This window comes from Opitutus terrae PB90-1, from assembly GCF_000019965.1.
Lineage (GTDB): Bacteria > Verrucomicrobiota > Verrucomicrobiia > Opitutales > Opitutaceae > Opitutus > Opitutus terrae.
The window spans coordinates 2270186-2286948 of sequence record NC_010571.1 but is presented as its reverse complement, the minus strand read 5'-3'; the positions used below and the strand labels follow the sequence as shown (position 1 = coordinate 2286948).

Below are 16763 nucleotides of genomic sequence, written 5' to 3'. Positions count from 1 at the left end.
CGGGGACCGGGCGACCAATCTCGCACTCTTGCCTTGGGTGCAGCGAATCGGCTCTCTCTCGGAATGCGAATCCGCCACAGCTCGATTTGCGCTCTGGCCAGTGCCGCCATCTACGCAGTCTTCACTCCTGCCGCCGCGGGTGCCGCGGCCTTGGTGGCCGGCAAACTCGAGCAATGGCACAAAATCACGCTCTCGATCGACGGGCCCGAGGCCCGCGAGACCGACACCTCGCCAAACCCGTTCCTCGACTACCGGATGGACGTCACATTCACGCACGAATCGGGCGCACCGAGCTACCGTGTGCCTGGTTATTTCGCCGTCGATGGCAACGCCGCTGAAACCTCCGCCTTCGCCGGCCGGATCTGGCGCGCACATCTCGCGCCCGACAAGCCGGGCATGTGGCGCTATGCGGTCTCGTTCCGTCGCGGGCCCGAGGTCGCGGTCAGCACTCTTGAAGCCGGCGCGCCGGTGGACGGCTGCGACGGCATCAGCGGTGAGTTCACCGTCGTCCCGACCGACAAGACCGGCCGCGATTTCCGCGCGCACGGCCGACTCGACTACGTGGGCGGCCGCTACCTCCGCTTTGCCGGCTCGGGCGAGTATTTCCTCAAGGTCGGCGCCGATTCGCCGGAGAACCTGCTCGGCTACTCCGACTTCGATGGCACGCGCTCGAACAAGCCCGGCACGCCCGCGCGCCCCGACGAAGCCGCGCCGCCTTCACTGCTGAAGACCTGGCAGCCCCACGTGCGCGATTGGCGCGAGGGCGATCCAACGTGGCAGCACCGCAAGGGCAAGGGCTTGATCGGCGCGCTCAACTATCTCGCAAGCACCGGCTGCAACGCGTTCTCCTTCCTCACCTACAACGCCGGCGGCGATGGCGACGACGTGTGGCCGTTCGTCGAACGCGATGATCCGCTCCATTTCGACTGTTCGAAGCTCGACCAGTGGCAGATCATCTTCGATCACGCCACCGCGCTCGGTCTGCACCTGCACTTCAAACTCGAGGAAACGGAAAACGACGACAACCGCCCCGGCGGCGATGGCCAGATCGGCGACGTGCCCACCGCACTCGACCGCGGCAAGACCGGCGTGGAGCGCAAGCTCTACCTGCGCGAGCTGATCGCTCGCTTCGCCCACGAGCTCGCACTCAACTGGAATCTCGGCGAGGAGAACACGCTTTCCACCGAGCAGCAGCAAGCGATGGCGGCCTTCATCCGCGACACGGACCCGTATCATCACCCGATCGTGCTCCACACGTTTCCCGATTGGCAGGAGCGCGTCTACCGACCGCTGCTCGGCGACCGCTCGGCGCTGACCGGCGTGTCGCTACAGACCGGCTGGGAGCAGTCGCATCGCCGCGTGCTGCAGTGGATCGAGGAATCGGCCGCGGCCGGAAAACAGTGGGTCGTCGCCCACGACGAGCAGAACCCGCACTACACCGGCGTGCCGCCGGACACCGGCTGGGAAGGTTTCGATGGCACGGCGCGCCCGGAAAAGTACAGCCGCCCTTACACCGCTGACGATGTCCGGAAACACACGCTCTGGGGCTCGCTGCTCGCGGGTGGCGCCGGCGTGGAATACTATTTCGGGTATACGCTCCCGCAAAACGACCTCGGCGCGCAGGACTGGCGCAGCCGCGCCCAATCCTGGAAGTGGTGCGACCTCGCGCTGCGGTTCTTCCGGGAGAACGCGATTCCGTTTTGGAACATGCACAACGCCGACGAGCTCGTCGGCAATCCGTCGCACGACAACTCGCGCTACTGCTTCGCGCAGCCTGGAGAAATCTATGTCGTCTATCTGCCGAACGGCGGCAGCGCCGAGCTCGATCTCGGCCGCGGCGCGGACGGCGCAACGTTCCAGGTGCGCTGGTTCAACCCGCGCGAGGGCGGCCCGCTGCAGTCCGGCAACGTGAGCGAAGTGAGAGGCTCCGGTCGCGTGTCGCTCGGCGAACCGCCGGCCGATGCCGCCGCCGACTGGGTTGTTCTCGTGGCACGCGCGCCCCGCCCGTGATCCCCGCGCCCGCCGGGACGCGAGACTCGCCGCGCCCGATCCACGATGCACGGGCATCGTGCCCCTGCATCGCGGCGCGACGCCGGTGTTGCTTGCGGCACACGCGCGGACGACGTCGCCTCGCCCGCGAAAGTGGCCAGGTACGCACCTTACACTCGCGCGGCTGAACGAAGCCTCCTACCGTGCCGCCCGTGGCCGAGGATCCCGATCCGCTCCCAAAACCGCATAGCCTGAAACCGAAGGCGTTCGATCGCGTGAACGCTCCGGGCGGAGCCTCGGTCGATCCCAACGACATTCGACTCACCCTCGCCGACAATCTGAACCGAGCGAACAAGGCCGGCCTCAACGACGTCATGCCGCCTCCCCCGCGGCGCTCCCGGCGCAGGCGCGACTACCTTCTCGCCATGGTTTTTGGGAATCTCGTGCTCATCGTCGGCACGATCATCATGCCCGTATTCGGTGCCGCCGGCCTGATCATCTACAACGTCGGGCTCACTTGGATCGTGTGGGGCGTGATGGACGACTACTGAACCAGACCGCGTGAGCGGGCCGGTTTTCCCATCGCACTCACCAGCCCGCGCTGAGCGCGGTAACGACCGCCCGACTCCAAGGCGTCATCGTCGCCTGCGTTCGGATTTCCGTGCGGCGCCAGAGCAGCCGATCTGCGGACTGGATTCCTCGCGGGGAGCATGGCAATATTGCCATCCGCACCGGCACGGCCACGGGCCGTGGCGTGTTCGGTGCGTCGCCATGCCCACCACCCGATTGACTGATCGCGCAGCGCCGCCGACGCCCGACGATCTCGCGTACTTCCTGGGCCAGACTGCCTTCGAGCGCTGGAACCAGATGCTCACCCGAATCGACGCCCTCTACCCTGCCCTGTTTGCGCCAGACTGGATCTATGGCGGCGCCAAACACGGGTGGGCGTTGCGGTTCAAGAAAAGCAAATCGTTCTGCACGCTGATCCCGGAAGATGGCCGCGTCTCCATCCAAATCGTCTTCGGAGCGGACGAACGCGCGAAGATGGTGACGACCCGGCGCCGACTGACCGCAGCGAGCCGCAAGGCCTACGACAACGCCAGAGCCTTCCACGACGGCAAGTGGCTGTATCTGACGCTCAGCTCCGCGGCCGTGGTCGAGGACGTTTTTCAGATGCTCGCCGTGAAACGAAAGCCGCGCCGCCTGATGCCAATCGCGTAGGCAGCTCTAAGCTGCCCCAAGCTGCCGCTCCCGTTCATTCACCCCCGACTCAATCATTCGTCAAAGGCTCGTCATGTCCTCACATCCTTGCACCACCTGCAAACTGCGCGCCCGCTATGATCGCGCTCCGCGTTCCCTGCTCGGTCGTCTCTGGCGCTGGCACATCGGCTTTTGCCCCGGCTGGAAATCCTACCTGCGTGACCTCCCGCCGGAGGAGCGCGCGGACGTGCAACGAAAATATTCCCTGCGCGCAGAGTAGCATTTCAGCGCTCCGCGCCGGCCAAGCCGATGATCCGATCCGATGCTGGAATGATCCAAACCCGCGCGCTTGTCCCGGCGGATGCCGGGTGGGCCGCGACGCTGATCCGCGAACGCTGGCTGGGTCCGTTCGTTGTCACGCGCGGACGAATCCACGACACGCGCGAGTTGCCGGGTTTCGTCGCCTGCGCAGACGGCCGCCGGCTGGGGCTGCTTCTTTATGTGGACGAATCTGGTGACACGGAGATCGTCACATTGGATGCGCTTGAGCAACGCCGCGGTATCGGGCGATCCCTGCTCGCAGCCGTCCGCAGTCATGCGCTTGAGCGAGGATCCCGGCGAGTCTGGCTGGTCACGACGAATGACAATCTCGCCGCGATCGCGTTCTACACCGACTGCGGGTTCCGCCTGGTCGACGTCCACCTCGATGCCGTCGCGCTGGCCCGCGAGCTGAAACCGGAGATTCCCGCAACCGGCCACAGCGGCTTGCCCCTGCGGGACGAGCTTGAATTCAGCGTCTCCTGCGAGAGCCCGGAAGCTTCGATCTGACGACCGCGAACCGCCCCCATGCGCGTTGCCCAACCTGAGCCGTCATCACCCGCCACCGACGACGAGGTCGCACAGTGGCTCACCCGCCGCCTGCTCGGTGCGCGCGGCAGTGTCGGGTGTCTGGCGTGAGCCAGGGACTAATGCAGAGACTCCCCATGAACAAGATCATCGCCCTCGTCATCGCTCCCGGCGAGTTCCGGGATGAAGAATACATCGAGCCCAAGACGCTGTTCGAACAGCACGGCGCGCGCACGGTTACGATTTCCACCACGCTCGAGCCCGTCACCGGCATGCTGGGCGCCACCGTCCAAGCCACGCTGCTGCTGAAGGACGCGCAGGCGGACAACTTCGATGCGGTAGTCTTCGTCGGCGGCATGGGCGCCCGCAGACTCTATCATGAGCCGGAAGCACTGCGCCTCGCGCGCCAGGCAGTGGCGCACAACAAAGTGGTCGGAGCGATCTGCCTCGCCCCTAACATCCTTGCGCAGGCCGGTGTGTTGAAAAACCGTCGTGCCACCGCGTGGGCCTTCGAAGTCCCCGCGGCTGAGGCCGTCAATCAGGTTGGCGAGAGCGTCGTGCGCGACGGCCGGATCATCACCGCCAACGGTCCGCAAGCCGCCACGCCCTTCGCCCAAGCGATCGCCGAGCTGCTGCTGGCCGCACCGACCCCGCAATGAGCGGCCCCCAACCCGCGCGCTTTAGATTCCTCAACCCCGGCCGCTTGCGGGAGAGGGATCTGGAACTGGTACTGGTGCACGCCGCACCCGCCGACCCCGCTAAACGCCACGTGCCCGAATACTGGTTCGAGATGCGGCACCCGGGCAAATCCACCGCGCTCGGGCTGATCCGATTGCGGATCGGCTCAGCGCGGCGGCTGCGTTGCGCGGGCCACATCGGTTACGAAGTGAAACCCCGCTATCGCGGCCATCGCTATGCGGCGAGGAGCTGCTGGCTGTTGCTCCCACTGGCGCGTGCGCATGGGCTCGCCGCGGTCTGGCTGACGGTCGATCCCAAGAACATTCCGTCGCAGCGAACCTGCGAGCGGATCGGCGCGCAGTTCATCGAGAGCGTGCGTATTCCGCAGTCGCACGAAATGTATGCGCTCGGCGCCCGTTACCGACGCCGCTACCGACTTCGCACCGCGATCTCGACGATGATGGGCCGCGCGTGAACTTAACGCGTTGCCGCGCAGGCCACGCGCCAGCCAGGTCGAAACGACGGAGGAAGCGGATGGCTTCGACGTCACCACCCCGATCGCGATCAGCCCGACGCCTTGACGCGGCCGGGATTGTCGATCCTCCGGGCCCGGGGCGCGCCAACCTGGCCGAGAATTCCAGTAACTTTTCCGCGGCCGGTGGGTTAGATCTGCGTTCGCCGCCGGGTGCTGCGCCGGGCGGCTGACCTTTTCTATGCACCTCCGCCTCTTCGCCCTGCTCGCTTCCACGCTGCTTGTCGCCGCCTCCGTCCGGGCCGACAGCTACTCCTTCAAGGAGCCCTTCACGAAAAGCGGCCCGTTCAGTCCCACCGGCACGCTCACGGTCCACAACATCAACGGCAAGATCACGGTCCGCACCTGGGACAAGCAGGAGATCCAGATCGAAGGCGAGAAGAGCGCCAAAACCGAGGAGGAGCTGCAGATGATCGACCTGACGATCGACGTGTCGGAATCGCGCGCCGACCTGAAGGTGAAGCTGCCCAAGCGAAAGGACGGCTGGTTCGGCGGAAATACCATTCGCGCCGCCGTCAGCTTCACGATCACCGTCCCAGCCACGGCCACCCTTGAATCCGTCTCCACCGTCAACTCCTCGGTCGACATCGAGAACGTGCAGGGACCCGTGCACGCCGAATCCGTCAACGGCAACGTTCATGCGTCCAACCTCGGCAGCAGTGCAAAACTGGAGACCGTCAACGGCTCGATCCGCGCGGATTTCACCGCAGTCCCCGCGGGCCAGGAGCTCGATTTCGAAACGGTTAACGGCGGCGTCAAAGTGCGGCTGCCCGCCGACGCCGGATTCAAGCTCCGCGCCAGCGTCGTGAACGGCCACGTCGATTGCGATTTCCCCATCCAGCTCAGCAGTCGCGGCCGCCGCTCGCTTCACGGCACCGTCGGCGACGGCCGCGCCTCGGTGAAAGCCGAGTCCGTCAACGGCAGCATCTCGATCGAAAAACGATAGTCCCGCCGCCGGGCGCGGATCCTGCCCCGCGCCGTGCTCCATGAGCGCTCACCTGCAGCCAATCCCTCCGCCGGTCCGACTCTGTCGGACCACTGCGGCGGCCGCAGTTCTGCTGATCGGCACTCTCCTCCAAGGGTGCACCACAGTGGATCGCGCGCGTTTCGGCGACGTGCGGATCATCACCGGCCAGATGAGCCCCCTCGCCTTGCGCTGGGAAATTGCCAAGGCCTCCGCGCAAGGCTGGGAAGTCGTCAGCGTGCTCGGCGACGACAAGAGCAGGATCGTCGTACTCCGCCAACGCTAGTCCGGAAATTTCATGAACGAGAGTATTCATATGCTCGAAACTTCCGTCCGCCTGCGGCGGAGCGACCTTGTCGCGGCTAGCCCCGACAAAGTCGACCCGGCGGGCGGATATTTCACGAATCTCGTGAAATATCCGGGCTAGTACGCCGCCACCTCCCACGTCCGCCGAAGGCCGCGTCGCTTCCCGCTCTCAACTCTCAACTCTCAACCCTCAACTCTCAACCGGCCCGTGTCTGATTTCCGCTTCGCCTTCCGCCAGCTCTTGAAGTCGCCGGGGTTTACCACCGTCGCCGTGCTCACGCTCGCGATCGGCATCGGCTCCGCAACCGCGATGTTCAGCGCGCTCCGCGCGCTCGTCGTCGAACCATTTTCCTATCCGAATTCCGCGCAACTCGCCCACGTCTGGTCCGGCGACGGCTGGCCGCTCTCCCAACCTGACTACTTCGACCTCGCCGATCGTTCGACGTCGTTCGCCGAATTCGGCGTCTACACGCCGCGACCGGCGAATCTCGGTGGCGACAATCCCGAGGTCGTGACGAGCGTCTCCGCCACTCCCGGCGTGCTGCGCGCTTTCGGCATTCCGCCGCAGCTGGGTCGCTGGCTCGAGCCCGTTGATGAAGATTCCGGCGCGGCGCCGGTCGTGGTGATCAGCCACCGGCTTTGGCAACGTTCCTTCGCCGGCGATCCGGCGCTCGTTGGCCGCACGATCCGCATCAACGGCACGCTCACCACCGTCGTCGGCATCATGCCGGCGAACTTCGAATTCGCCGCGCCGTGGATGCGCGGCGACACCTGCCACATGTGGCTGCCGCTGAAACTCAAGCGCGGCGAGGGTCACCGCGGCAGTCACTGGATGTGCGGGATTGCCCGGCTCAAGCCCGGCGTGACCGTCCCTACCGCCGACGCGGAAATCAAGAGCATCGGCGCCCAGCTCACCCAGGAATACCCGAACACGAACGCGCAGAAAAAATTCCTCGTGCGCTCGCTGCATTTCGAGATGACGCGCTACATCGGCTCGCGCGTCTGGATGCTGTTCGGCGCCGTCTCGCTCGTGCTGCTGGTCGCCTGCGCGAATGTCGCGAGCATGCTGCTCGCGCGCAGCGCCAAGCGGCAGGCCGAGTTCGGGGTCCGCATCGCCCTCGGCGCCAGCCGCCGCCAGATCATCCGGCTGGCGCTGAGCGAAAGCGTGCTACTCTCGCTCGGCGGCGCGTTCGTCGGCCTCGTCTTCGCCTTCTACGGCGTGAAACTCCTCGCACTCATCGCGCCGGTCAGCGAAGCCCGCCGCGCCGCCATGGGGCTCGACCTGCGCGTGCTCGCCTTCGCCGTCGGGGTCACCGGGCTCACCGCGCTGATCGCCGGCGTGCCGCCTGCGCTCGCCGCACTGCGCATTTCCGTCGCCGACCTGCTGCGCACGGACAGCCGCGGCGCCGCCGGTTCGCGCACGCGTCACAATCTGCTGCGCGGATTGATCATCGGTCAGGTCACGATCGCGTTCGTGCTCGCCAACGGCGCCGCGTTGTTCTCCGCGAGTTACGTGAAACTGTTCTCGGCCAACCGCGCGCTTTCCACCGACCGCGTGTTGACGGCACAACTGCATCTTCGGAGTGAACGCTATTCCAAACGAGAGGCCCGCACGCAGTTTTGGGAGCAGCTGAGCGAGCGGCTCACGGCGCTGCCCGGCGTCACCGCCGCCGGCCTGGTCACTCAGCTGCCGCTGCAGGGTGGCAGCAACATGAACATTCTGGTCAACGACGAGGTCTTCGATCCGCTCGCACAACGCGCGCTCGCCGAGATCCGCGCGGTCACGCCGGGCTATTTCGCCGCGATCGGCGTGCCGCTCCTGCACGGCCGGACGCTGCAGCCCGGCGACGCCGGCAAGGATGAGATCGGCGTGGTCGTGAACCGCGCACTCGCCGACAAGTCCTGGCCCGGCAAGGACCCGATTGGTCAACTCATCCGGCCCTCCAACGAAAAGCCGGATTATCAGGCGCGGGTCGTCGGTGTCGTTGACAACCTCCGGCAGTGGGGACCCGAGACCGATCCGCGCCCCGAGATCTCGTGGACGCCGGATCGCGCGTGGGGCAACAGTGTCTTTCTTGTCGTGCGCTCGCCGCAACCCGCCAGCCAGCTGACTGCCGCCGTGCGCGATGCGGTGCAGGCGCTCGATCCCGACCTGCCGCTGGCGCAGATTCGCACGATGGAGGGCGTTGTCGACGAATCGTTGGCCGGCCAGCGCGCCGTCGTGCAGCTGGTGGATTTCTTCATGGCCGTCACGCTCGGGCTGCTCGCCGTCGGTCTCTACGGCACGCTGTCGTATCACGTGCTGCAACGCACCCGCGAGATTGGCGTGCGGATGGCGATGGGCGCCGCGACCGGCGACGTGGTGAAACTCGTGTTCCGGCAGGGCTCGGTTTGGCTGACGATCGGCATCGTGCTCGGCATCGGCGGCGCGGTGGCGCTCACGTTCGCGATCCGGACGCTGGTCTATGGACTGGAGTCCGTGGATCCGATGGCGCTGGTGTGGGCCACGCTCGCGGTGGCCGTCGCCGGCGCGATCGCCTGCTGGCTGCCGGCCCGCCGCGCCGCGCGCGTTGACCCGATCATCGCGTTGCGAACGGACTAGCGCCAGCGGAGCCGGCGCAGGAGGTGCCGCCCCCTTCAACCTCAACTTCAGACTTAAACCCTCATGATCGCAGATCTGCGCTTCGCCCTCCGCCAGCTCGCCAAGTCTCCTGCGTTCGCGGTGACCGCGATCCTCACGCTCGCACTCGGCATCGGCGCCTGCACCGCGATGTTCAGCATCCTCAACGCGGTGCTGCTCCGGCCGCTGCCCTTCCGCGAACCGACGCGACTCGTCTGGATCGAGAACGTTTATGGCGGCGGCTTGTCCGGTCGCACCACGCGCGTCGACGTCTTCAACGGCTGGCGCGCGCAAACCCAGACGCTCGACGCGCTGGCCGCATATTTCGCCTTCTCCGACTACGGCCGGCACACGCTGACGGGCAGTGGCGAACCCGAGCGGCTGCGCGGCGTCGGCGTCTCCGACAACTTTTTCCCGACCCTCGGCATCCCGCTGCTGCACGGCCGCAACTTCACCGCCGAGGAATGTCGCTGGCAGGGCCCCGGCGCGGTGATCCTCAGCCACTCCTTCTGGCAACGCCGGTTCGCCGGCGATCCCGCCGTCGTCGGCCGCACCGTCACGCTCAACAACACGCCCACCACCATCGTCGGCGTGCTCCCGCCCACATTCGACTTCGATGCGATCTTCACGCCGGGTAACGAGGTGGAGGTGGTGACCCCCTTCCCGCTGACCGACGAAACCGCCCGCTGGGGTAACACTGTGTTCGGACTCGGGCGGATGAAGCCGGGCGTGACGCTCGAGCAGGTGCAGGCCGAGTTGACCGTGATCAGCCTGCGGCTGCGTGAGTCGATCGGCCGCGGCGACCAGTTCGGCGCGAAGGTGAGCTCGCTCGACACCGCGCTGCGCGGCCGGTTTCGCAGCGCGTTCCTGCTGCTCAGCGGCGCCGTCGCGTGCGTGCTGGCCATCGCCTGCGTCAATCTTTCCAACCTCCTGCTCGCCCGGATCAACGTGCGCCGGCAGGAGTTCGCTGTCCGGATCGCCCTTGGGGCCCGACGGCGCCATCTCATCCAGCAGGCGCTCACCGAAAGCCTGCTGCTCGCGTTCGCTGGCGCATTGATCGGTCTGCCCTGCGCCGTCGTCGCCACCGCCGCGCTCGCGCGGCTGCAGACCTTCGGCGTGCCGCTCTTGCAGGACGCGAGCGTCGATCCCGTCGCGCTCGCCTTGACCCTCGGCCTCACGACGCTCGCCGGACTCGCCTGCGGGTTGCTGCCCGCGGTGCACCTCTCGGGCGCTCAGCGGACCGAGTTGCTGCAGCACTCGAACCAGCAGCGCAGCGCCGGGCGCACGGCCGCTGTCGCGCGCAACACCCTTGTCGTCGTCGAAGTCGCCCTCGCCTGCATGCTGCTCGTCGGGGCCGGCCTGCTCTTCCGCAGCTTCAACGCCCTGCTCCAGGTGAACCTCGGTTTCCAGCCGCAGCAGGCGATGGCGTGGCGCGTCGATCCACCCCGCTCCTTTGCCAACGTCCCCGAAGCCAGCGCCTACCTCGACGGCGCCGTCCGCCGCGTCGCCGCCCTGCCTGGCGTGGAGTCGGTCGGGCTCAGCGACTGCCTTCCGCTCGGCCGCAACCGCACCTGGGGTGCCGGCGCCGTCGGCATTCAATACCCGGAAGGCAAATACCCGATCGCCTATCCGCGGATCGTCGACAGCGGCTATCTGCCCACGATGAAGATCCCGCTCATCGCCGGCCGGCTCTTCGACGAACGTGATCACGAAAAGGCCGAACGCACCATCGTCATCAACCAGACCCTCGCCCGGATCGCCTTTCCCGACGGCCGCGATCCGCTTGGTCAAAAACTGAGGGTCGGGGGAGACGGTGGTTCGACGATCATCGGTGTCGTTGGCGACGTCCGCCACAGCTCGCTCGAGCAGGGCGGCGGTCCCGAGATGTATCTCTGCCTGCGTCAAGGCCAGGACGTCAGCGCGGTGGAAATGGTGGTGCGCAGCACGCGTCCCGCTGCCGCGCTGATCCCGGAAGTCCGCGCCGCGCTCGCCAGCTATGATCCCACGCTGCCGAACGGCGAATACTACGCGCTCGACCGGCTCGTCGACAACGCCGTCGCCCCGCGCCGCTTAATCACGCGGCTGCTCGGTTTCTTCTCCTCGCTCGCGTTGGTGCTCGCTGCGCTGGGTCTCTATGGCGTCATCGCCTACTCCGTCGTGCAACGCACGCAGGAGATCGGCATCCGGATGGCGATCGGCGCGCAGCAACGCGACGTGCTTGGACTAATCTTCCGCGGCGGACTGAAACTCGTCGCGCTCGGCCTCGCGATCGGACTCGTTGGCGCGTTCACGCTCACGCGGTTGCTCAAGAGCCTGCTCTTCGGCGTCACGGCTTACGATCCGTTGAGCTTCGCCGGCAACGCCGCGTTGCTGCTGGCGGTCGCCGCCGCCGCGTGCCTCATCCCGGCCCTGCGCGCCACGCGCGTCGATCCCGTGGTTGCCCTTCGGGCCGAATAGCGCCGGCTCCGTCGGCGCCGTTGAAGTCTCCAGTTTAAGTTCAAGTTCCCGGCCTCCGATCTCCGCTCTTCGTCCTCGGATCTCCGAACTCCGATCAACGCGCCTCTTCAACTTAAACCTCCAACTTCAACTTTTGTGTCGCATCTGCGCTTCGCCTTCCGCCGACTCGCGCGCGCTCGCGGGTTCACCGTTATCGCCGTCCTCACCCTCGCACTCGGGATCGGCGCGAGCACTGCGATTTTCTCGATCGTCAACGGCGTGCTGCTGCAGCCGCTGCCGTTCCCGGAGCAGGGTCAGCTCGTCTGGTTGCGGGAGTCGATGCCGGTGTTCGGCTCCGAACCCCTGCCGGTCAACGCCTATCATTTCCGCACGTGGCAGGAGCGGGCGCAGTCGTTCAGCCACCTCACCGTCGTTGACGGCCGCACGGCAAGCATTTCCAGCACCGACCGCCCGGAGCTGGTTGGCCTGATCAGCGTGTCCGCCGGTTTTTTCGAGGTGCTCGGCGTGCCGCCCGTGCTCGGGCGCACCTTCGTCCCGGAGGAGGAAAACGCGGGCCGCAACCACGTCGTGGTGATCAGCGACGCGCTCTGGCAGCGCGCCTTCGGGCGCGACCCCGCCGTCATCGGCCGCACGCTCGCTCTCGATCGCGAGCCGCACACCATCATTGGCGTTTTGCCGGCGAGCTTCCGCTTTCCCTCCGCGCGGGCCCAGATCGGCAGCGGAGCTCCGGCGCATCCCGACGTTTTCTGTCCCAAGGTCTTCGCCGCTGACGAACTCCAGGAACGGCTGGGGCGACACAACTACGGCGCGATCGGTCGCCTGAAAGCTGGCGTGAGCCCCGTGCTGGCCGAAGCCGAGTTGAACAGAATCGCGGGTCAGATCACAGCGGAAGCCGGCAAGCCGGACATCGTGCTGCGCGCCGTGGCGACGCCGCTGCATGAAGCAGTCGTGGGCCGTTCACGCCGCGGACTGATGGTGCTGTTCGCCGCGGTCACCTCGGTGCTGCTCATCGGCTGCGTAAACCTGATGAATTTCCTGCTCGCCCAGGCCGAACGCCGGCAGCAGGAGTCGGCCGTGCGCCAGGCGCTCGGCGCCAGCCGCAGTCGGCTGGTGTGCGCCGCGCTGACCGAGGCGATGCTCGTCGCGCTCGCCGGCGGCGCACTGGGCGTGCTGCTCGCGCGAGTCGGGCTGGCGTCGCTCCTGCGCTTCGCCCCGGCCGATCTGCCACGGGCGGGTGACATCTCGATCGACGCCGGGGTGCTCGGGTTTGCGCTGGCCTGCACGCTCGCCACCGGACTTCTCTTTGGCTTCCTGCCGGCGTGGCGGCTCGCGCGCAGCGATCCCCAGCAAGCACTCAGCGCCGGCAGCCGCGCGCTTGCGTCAGGCCGTCAGTCGCGCCGCTGGAGCGACCTGCTCGTCACCACCGAGGTCGCGCTCAGCGTGGTGCTGCTTGCACTGGCGGCGTTGCTCGGCGGAAGTTTTGTCCGACTGCTGCGTGCCGAACAGGGATTCCGCGCGCCGACCGTGATCAGCGCCAGCCTCGCGATTCCTTACGCGGGTTATCCGGAGCCGGAAGCACGGTCCGCCTACTTCGAGCGGATCGTCGCGCAACTGAACGCAGCCCCCGGCATCACCGCCGCCGCCGTGACGAACCTGCTTCCCCTCGCGGGCGAAACGTGGGTCGACAAGGCGGCCGCGGCCGGCGATCCCCGCCCGTCTGAGGAGAAACCCAACGTCAATACGCGATTCGTCAGCTCCGGATATTTTGAAGCAATGGGCCTGCCGCTGCGCGCCGGGCGCAGTTTCGATGCCCGGGATCGTGGCCGAAAGGTGACCATCATTTCCGAGCAGCTCGCGCGCTTGCTCTGGCCGGATCAAGACCCGGTCGGTCGGCACGTGGAGCGCAACCCCGGCGAAGAGTATGAGGTGATCGGAGTTGCCGCTGACGTCCGCCCCTCGGCGAATCGGTCGCCCGTGCCCACCGTTTACCGCCAGCAGCGCGACTGGCCGTTTCTGCGGATGACGGTCGTGGCTCGCGCCAGTGGCGACGCCCAGTCCGCTGCGGCCGCACTGCGCGCCGCGATCGCGTCGGTCGACCCGCAGGTGCCCGTGCCGCCCTTTCGCACGATGGACGATGTGCTCGACGCGTCGGTGGCCACGCAGCGTTTCCAACTGCTGCTCGTCGCCGTCTTCGCCACCACGGCGCTGCTGCTGACCATGCTCGGGATCTACGGTGTGGTTGCGTATGCGATCGCCCGCCGCCGCAAGGAACTCGGTATCCGGATGGCGCTCGGCGCCACGCCCGGGAGCATCCGGACGCTCGTGCTTCGGCATGGCATGCGACCGGTGGCCTTTGGGCTCGGCGTCGGCTTGGTGCTGACACTCGCCGGCGGACGCGTGCTCGAGAGCCTGCTGTTCGAGACCCGACCGAGCGACCCGGCCTTGCTCGCCGCCGTCGCCGGTGGGCTCGTGTTGTGCGCACTGCTGGCGTGCTACGTACCCGGCCGGCAAGCCACGCGCGTCGATCCGTTCGACGCGCTGCGTGCCGAGTAGCACACCTTCCTGTCGCAACTGCGCTCCCGCGGCGCGCCGGCTTGGCGAACGGCTGCGTTTTTTCGGCGACGCGGTCCCCGCGCCGGAACGGGAGCGGCCGTCACCAGATGAAGATTGAAGGTGGTCGGTGTTACAGGCATCGAATTCATTCCGTGATTGCTGCCTCCGCCCTGCTTTGCGCCGCCGGTGCCGCACTCGGCTCAGCTCGGGTGGCGCCGCCGGGCAATCTTCTCCGTCCTTTCAGTACCGAGCCCAAAACGCTGCCGGCCTGGCCGGTCTACAACCAGCTCACGCCCGAACTCCGCGCGGCCATCGCGCGCGCCGATGGCTGGCACCTCGTGCTCGGCGAAGGCGGACAGGCGGAGCTGACGACAGTGCGCGGAGAAATGCGGGTGCAGATCGCCGACGGCGGCAGCATCTGGTGGGCGGTGCAGGTGTCTTTCCTGCCACTACCCCTCGCAACGGGAAAAACCTACGAGGTCCGGTTCAAGGCCCGCGCCGATCGGCCCCAGCTGCTAACGCTCGATATCGCGCAGGTCGGAACGTGGTATTCGTATGCGCCACGGACCGACTACCCGCTCACTAAGCAGTGGCAGGAGTTCACGACGACTTTCGGGATGGGCAAGGCCGCGAGCGAGCCCCACGCGCGGTTCGAGTTCAATCTTGGCCATTGTCCGCCCAACGTCATCACCTTCGAGGCGGTCAGCGTTACCGAGCGTGTGGCCTAGCCGCGTTGCCTCGCCCTCCGGCCTCAGCCTACTGGAGAGAACATGACGCCAAAGCCGGACTGCTATTGGCCGATCTTCCTCGAGGTCTTCGAAGCCCTGCCGCGCCAAGGGCCCGGCAGTCGTGAGTGCGCGGCGCGTGCGCTCGCGCTGGGCCCGGCGCTGCCCGCGGAACCCCGGATTGCTGATCTGGGCTGCGGCAGCGGCGGCCAGACCCTGCAGCTGGCGGAGTTGCTTCCACACAGCACGATCGATGCACTGGATTCGCACGCACCCCTGCTCGAGCGGCTGAAGGCAGGCGCGCTCGCAAAAAGTCTCCAGCACCGGATCCGCGTCCACCGCGGCGATATGGACGCTCCGCCGTTCGCGGACCAATCCTTCGATCTGATCTGGTCGGAAGGCGCCGTCTACAACCTCGGCGTCACACACGCGCTTCGGCGCTGGCGGCCATTGCTGCGGCCTGGGGGTTGGATCGCATTCACCGAGGCCGTGTGGTTGCGCGGTGATCCACCGCCGGCGGCGCGCGCGTTCTGGGAGGCCGAGTATCCGCGGATGGCTGATGTGCCCGCAAATCTCGCGATCATCACGGAGGCCGGCTTCGAAACGCTCGGACACTTCCCGCTTCCGGCCGAAGCCTGGTGGAGCGACTTTTACAGGCCGCTGGAGGCACGGGTCGGCGTGTTGAAGAAGGAATATGCTGGCGATCCGGCTGCCCAGACAGCGCTTTCGTTGATCCAGCACGAAGTCGACATCCACCGCCGCTACGGCGAGTATTACAGCTACGCGTTTTTCGTGGTCAGGCCGCGTTAGGTCTTCGGCTCGCCGGCCCCTCCGGCATTTCGCCGCGGTGCCCGACCGTTCGTCGACGCTCGCCGACCTTCCGCCGAACGGCCGCTGTGGGACGCGCCGCATGCCGGCAGCTTTGAGGTCGTCCCCTCATCGATCCCGTCTATGAATCGTCTCGTTGTTTTGGTGATCTGCGCGCTTTCGGCAGGCCCCGCCGCAGTCGCAGGCTCTTGCAGTGACTACCTCGGGCAACCGCCGCCCGTCGCCACGCCGGAGGTTTTCGCGCGCGGGATCGTGTCGGCTGGCGAAAACGAGCACACGATCTCGTTCTCGCCCGACGGCACGGAGGTTTTCTGGTTTTCGAACCGGCCGCCCGGCCCGGACAACCCGGAGTGGCTGGCATTTTTTCGTTGGATGCGTCTGGAGCACGGCCGCTGGACCGGACCACAGGCGTCCCCGTTTCCCGGCACCGTCGCACTTTCGCCTGATGGCCGCCGCGCCTATTTTGATTCGCAGAACGATCTCTGGACCGCCGAAAAGCGCGATGGGCGCTGGGGCGAACCACGTGCGCTCGGGATCGTGGCGCGTTTTCCCGACCTCAAGTCCCTGCATCTTCCGTCGGTATCCGCCACCGGCACGCTCTACTTCATCGCGCAAGCCCCCGCGCTGGGCGTGCGCGGCAACATCGGCATTTACCGGTCAGAGTTCATCGACGGCGCGTATGCCAAACCCGAGTTGCTGCCGGACGCCATCAATCTGCCGCCATTCATGAACTGGGCGCCGTGCATCGCCCCCGACGAAAGCTTCCTGCTTTTCTCCTCGAATCGCCGCGATGCCAGCCACGATCCGGGCGATCTCTACCTCAGCCTCCGGTGCCCGGATGGCACTTGGGCTGAGCCCGTCAGCCTGGGCGAACCGGTCAACACCCCGCGTCAGGAGGTATTCCCGCGGCTGTCGCCGGACGGCCGATACCTCTTCTTCGCCCGCGACACGCCTGATCGACAAAACGACATTTACTGGATCGATGCGGCGGCCCTCCCGGCGCTGCGGGCCCGACGCGACGCTTCGTCGGAAGATTCAAAACGCCCCCGGTAGACATACGACTCA

The 16763-nt window shown here is 66.9% G+C and carries 16 protein-coding genes; all 16 read left to right on the top strand.

Translation table 11 applies throughout. The features are described 5' to 3' along the window. The first annotated feature begins 63 nt into the window (after positions 1-63). Positions 64-2010 (top strand): glycoside hydrolase family 140 protein, encoded by a 1947-nt coding sequence (locus OTER_RS09340; RefSeq protein ID WP_012374659.1) that lies wholly within the window; start codon positions 64-66, stop codon positions 2008-2010. A 191-nt stretch (positions 2011-2201) separates the two neighbouring features. Next, complete coding sequence (locus tag OTER_RS09335; RefSeq protein WP_148218067.1) at positions 2202-2540, top strand: hypothetical protein; 339 nt, start codon at positions 2202-2204, stop codon at positions 2538-2540. A gap of 220 nt (positions 2541-2760) precedes the next feature. Continuing rightward, entirely contained in the window at positions 2761-3210 is a 450-nt protein-coding gene (locus OTER_RS09330) for a DUF3788 domain-containing protein (protein WP_012374657.1), read from the top strand. A 73-nt stretch (positions 3211-3283) separates the two neighbouring features. After that, positions 3284-3469, top strand: a complete 186-nt coding sequence (locus OTER_RS25130; RefSeq protein WP_012374656.1) for a hypothetical protein — start codon at positions 3284-3286, stop codon at positions 3467-3469. A gap of 50 nt (positions 3470-3519) precedes the next feature. Continuing rightward, the gene (locus tag OTER_RS09325) at positions 3520-4017 is read left to right on the top strand and encodes a GNAT family N-acetyltransferase (protein ID WP_012374655.1); all 498 of its coding nucleotides are present in this window, start codon (positions 3520-3522) and stop codon (positions 4015-4017) included. Positions 4018-4172: 155 nt separating this feature from the next. Then, complete coding sequence (locus OTER_RS09320) at positions 4173-4694, top strand: DJ-1/PfpI family protein (RefSeq protein ID WP_052300351.1); 522 nt, start codon at positions 4173-4175, stop codon at positions 4692-4694. After that, a complete protein-coding gene (locus OTER_RS09315) occupies positions 4691-5188 on the top strand; it encodes a GNAT family N-acetyltransferase (protein WP_012374653.1) in 498 nt (165 codons plus the stop codon). The genes OTER_RS09320 and OTER_RS09315 overlap by 4 nt, the downstream gene beginning before the upstream one ends. A gap of 238 nt (positions 5189-5426) precedes the next feature. Next, the gene (locus OTER_RS09310) at positions 5427-6191 is read left to right on the top strand and encodes a DUF4097 family beta strand repeat-containing protein (RefSeq protein ID WP_012374652.1); all 765 of its coding nucleotides are present in this window, start codon (positions 5427-5429) and stop codon (positions 6189-6191) included. Between the two features lie 40 nt (positions 6192-6231). After that, on the top strand, positions 6232-6495 hold the full coding sequence (locus OTER_RS25790; RefSeq protein ID WP_012374651.1) for a hypothetical protein: 264 nt from the start codon (positions 6232-6234) through the stop codon (positions 6493-6495). A gap of 12 nt (positions 6496-6507) precedes the next feature. Beyond that, entirely contained in the window at positions 6508-6636 is a 129-nt protein-coding gene (locus OTER_RS26850) for a hypothetical protein (protein ID WP_012374650.1), read from the top strand. A gap of 87 nt (positions 6637-6723) precedes the next feature. After that, positions 6724-9117: an ABC transporter permease gene (locus OTER_RS09305; protein ID WP_012374649.1), complete on the top strand. Its 2394-nt coding sequence runs from the start codon at positions 6724-6726 to the stop codon at positions 9115-9117. Positions 9118-9180: 63 nt separating this feature from the next. After that, positions 9181-11592: an ABC transporter permease gene (locus tag OTER_RS09300; protein WP_012374648.1), complete on the top strand. Its 2412-nt coding sequence runs from the start codon at positions 9181-9183 to the stop codon at positions 11590-11592. Positions 11593-11727: 135 nt separating this feature from the next. Next, on the top strand, positions 11728-14145 hold the full coding sequence (locus OTER_RS09295; RefSeq protein WP_012374647.1) for an ABC transporter permease: 2418 nt from the start codon (positions 11728-11730) through the stop codon (positions 14143-14145). A 152-nt stretch (positions 14146-14297) separates the two neighbouring features. Further along, positions 14298-14873: a carbohydrate binding domain-containing protein gene (locus tag OTER_RS09290; protein ID WP_158305403.1), complete on the top strand. Its 576-nt coding sequence runs from the start codon at positions 14298-14300 to the stop codon at positions 14871-14873. A 42-nt stretch (positions 14874-14915) separates the two neighbouring features. Further along, complete coding sequence (locus tag OTER_RS09285) at positions 14916-15680, top strand: class I SAM-dependent methyltransferase (protein ID WP_012374645.1); 765 nt, start codon at positions 14916-14918, stop codon at positions 15678-15680. Between the two features lie 141 nt (positions 15681-15821). Then, positions 15822-16751 carry a TolB-like translocation protein gene (locus OTER_RS09280; protein WP_012374644.1) on the top strand — a complete coding sequence of 310 codons (930 nt, stop codon included), beginning with the start codon at positions 15822-15824 and terminating at the stop codon, positions 16749-16751. The last annotated feature ends 12 nt before the right edge of the window (positions 16752-16763 follow it).

Coding starts and splice junctions, on each gene's coding strand:
- OTER_RS09340 (WP_012374659.1), top strand. CDS start 64: ATGCGAATCCGCCACAGCTCGATTTGCGCTCTGGCCAGTGCCGCCATC.
- OTER_RS09330 (WP_012374657.1), top strand. CDS start 2,761: ATGCCCACCACCCGATTGACTGATCGCGCAGCGCCGCCGACGCCCGAC.
- OTER_RS25130 (WP_012374656.1), top strand. CDS start 3,284: ATGTCCTCACATCCTTGCACCACCTGCAAACTGCGCGCCCGCTATGAT.
- OTER_RS09325 (WP_012374655.1), top strand. CDS start 3,520: ATGATCCAAACCCGCGCGCTTGTCCCGGCGGATGCCGGGTGGGCCGCG.
- OTER_RS09320 (WP_052300351.1), top strand. CDS start 4,173: ATGAACAAGATCATCGCCCTCGTCATCGCTCCCGGCGAGTTCCGGGAT.
- OTER_RS09315 (WP_012374653.1), top strand. CDS start 4,691: ATGAGCGGCCCCCAACCCGCGCGCTTTAGATTCCTCAACCCCGGCCGC.
- OTER_RS09310 (WP_012374652.1), top strand. CDS start 5,427: ATGCACCTCCGCCTCTTCGCCCTGCTCGCTTCCACGCTGCTTGTCGCC.
- OTER_RS25790 (WP_012374651.1), top strand. CDS start 6,232: ATGAGCGCTCACCTGCAGCCAATCCCTCCGCCGGTCCGACTCTGTCGG.
- OTER_RS26850 (WP_012374650.1), top strand. CDS start 6,508: ATGAACGAGAGTATTCATATGCTCGAAACTTCCGTCCGCCTGCGGCGG.
- OTER_RS09300 (WP_012374648.1), top strand. CDS start 9,181: ATGATCGCAGATCTGCGCTTCGCCCTCCGCCAGCTCGCCAAGTCTCCT.
- OTER_RS09285 (WP_012374645.1), top strand. CDS start 14,916: ATGACGCCAAAGCCGGACTGCTATTGGCCGATCTTCCTCGAGGTCTTC.
- OTER_RS09280 (WP_012374644.1), top strand. CDS start 15,822: ATGAATCGTCTCGTTGTTTTGGTGATCTGCGCGCTTTCGGCAGGCCCC.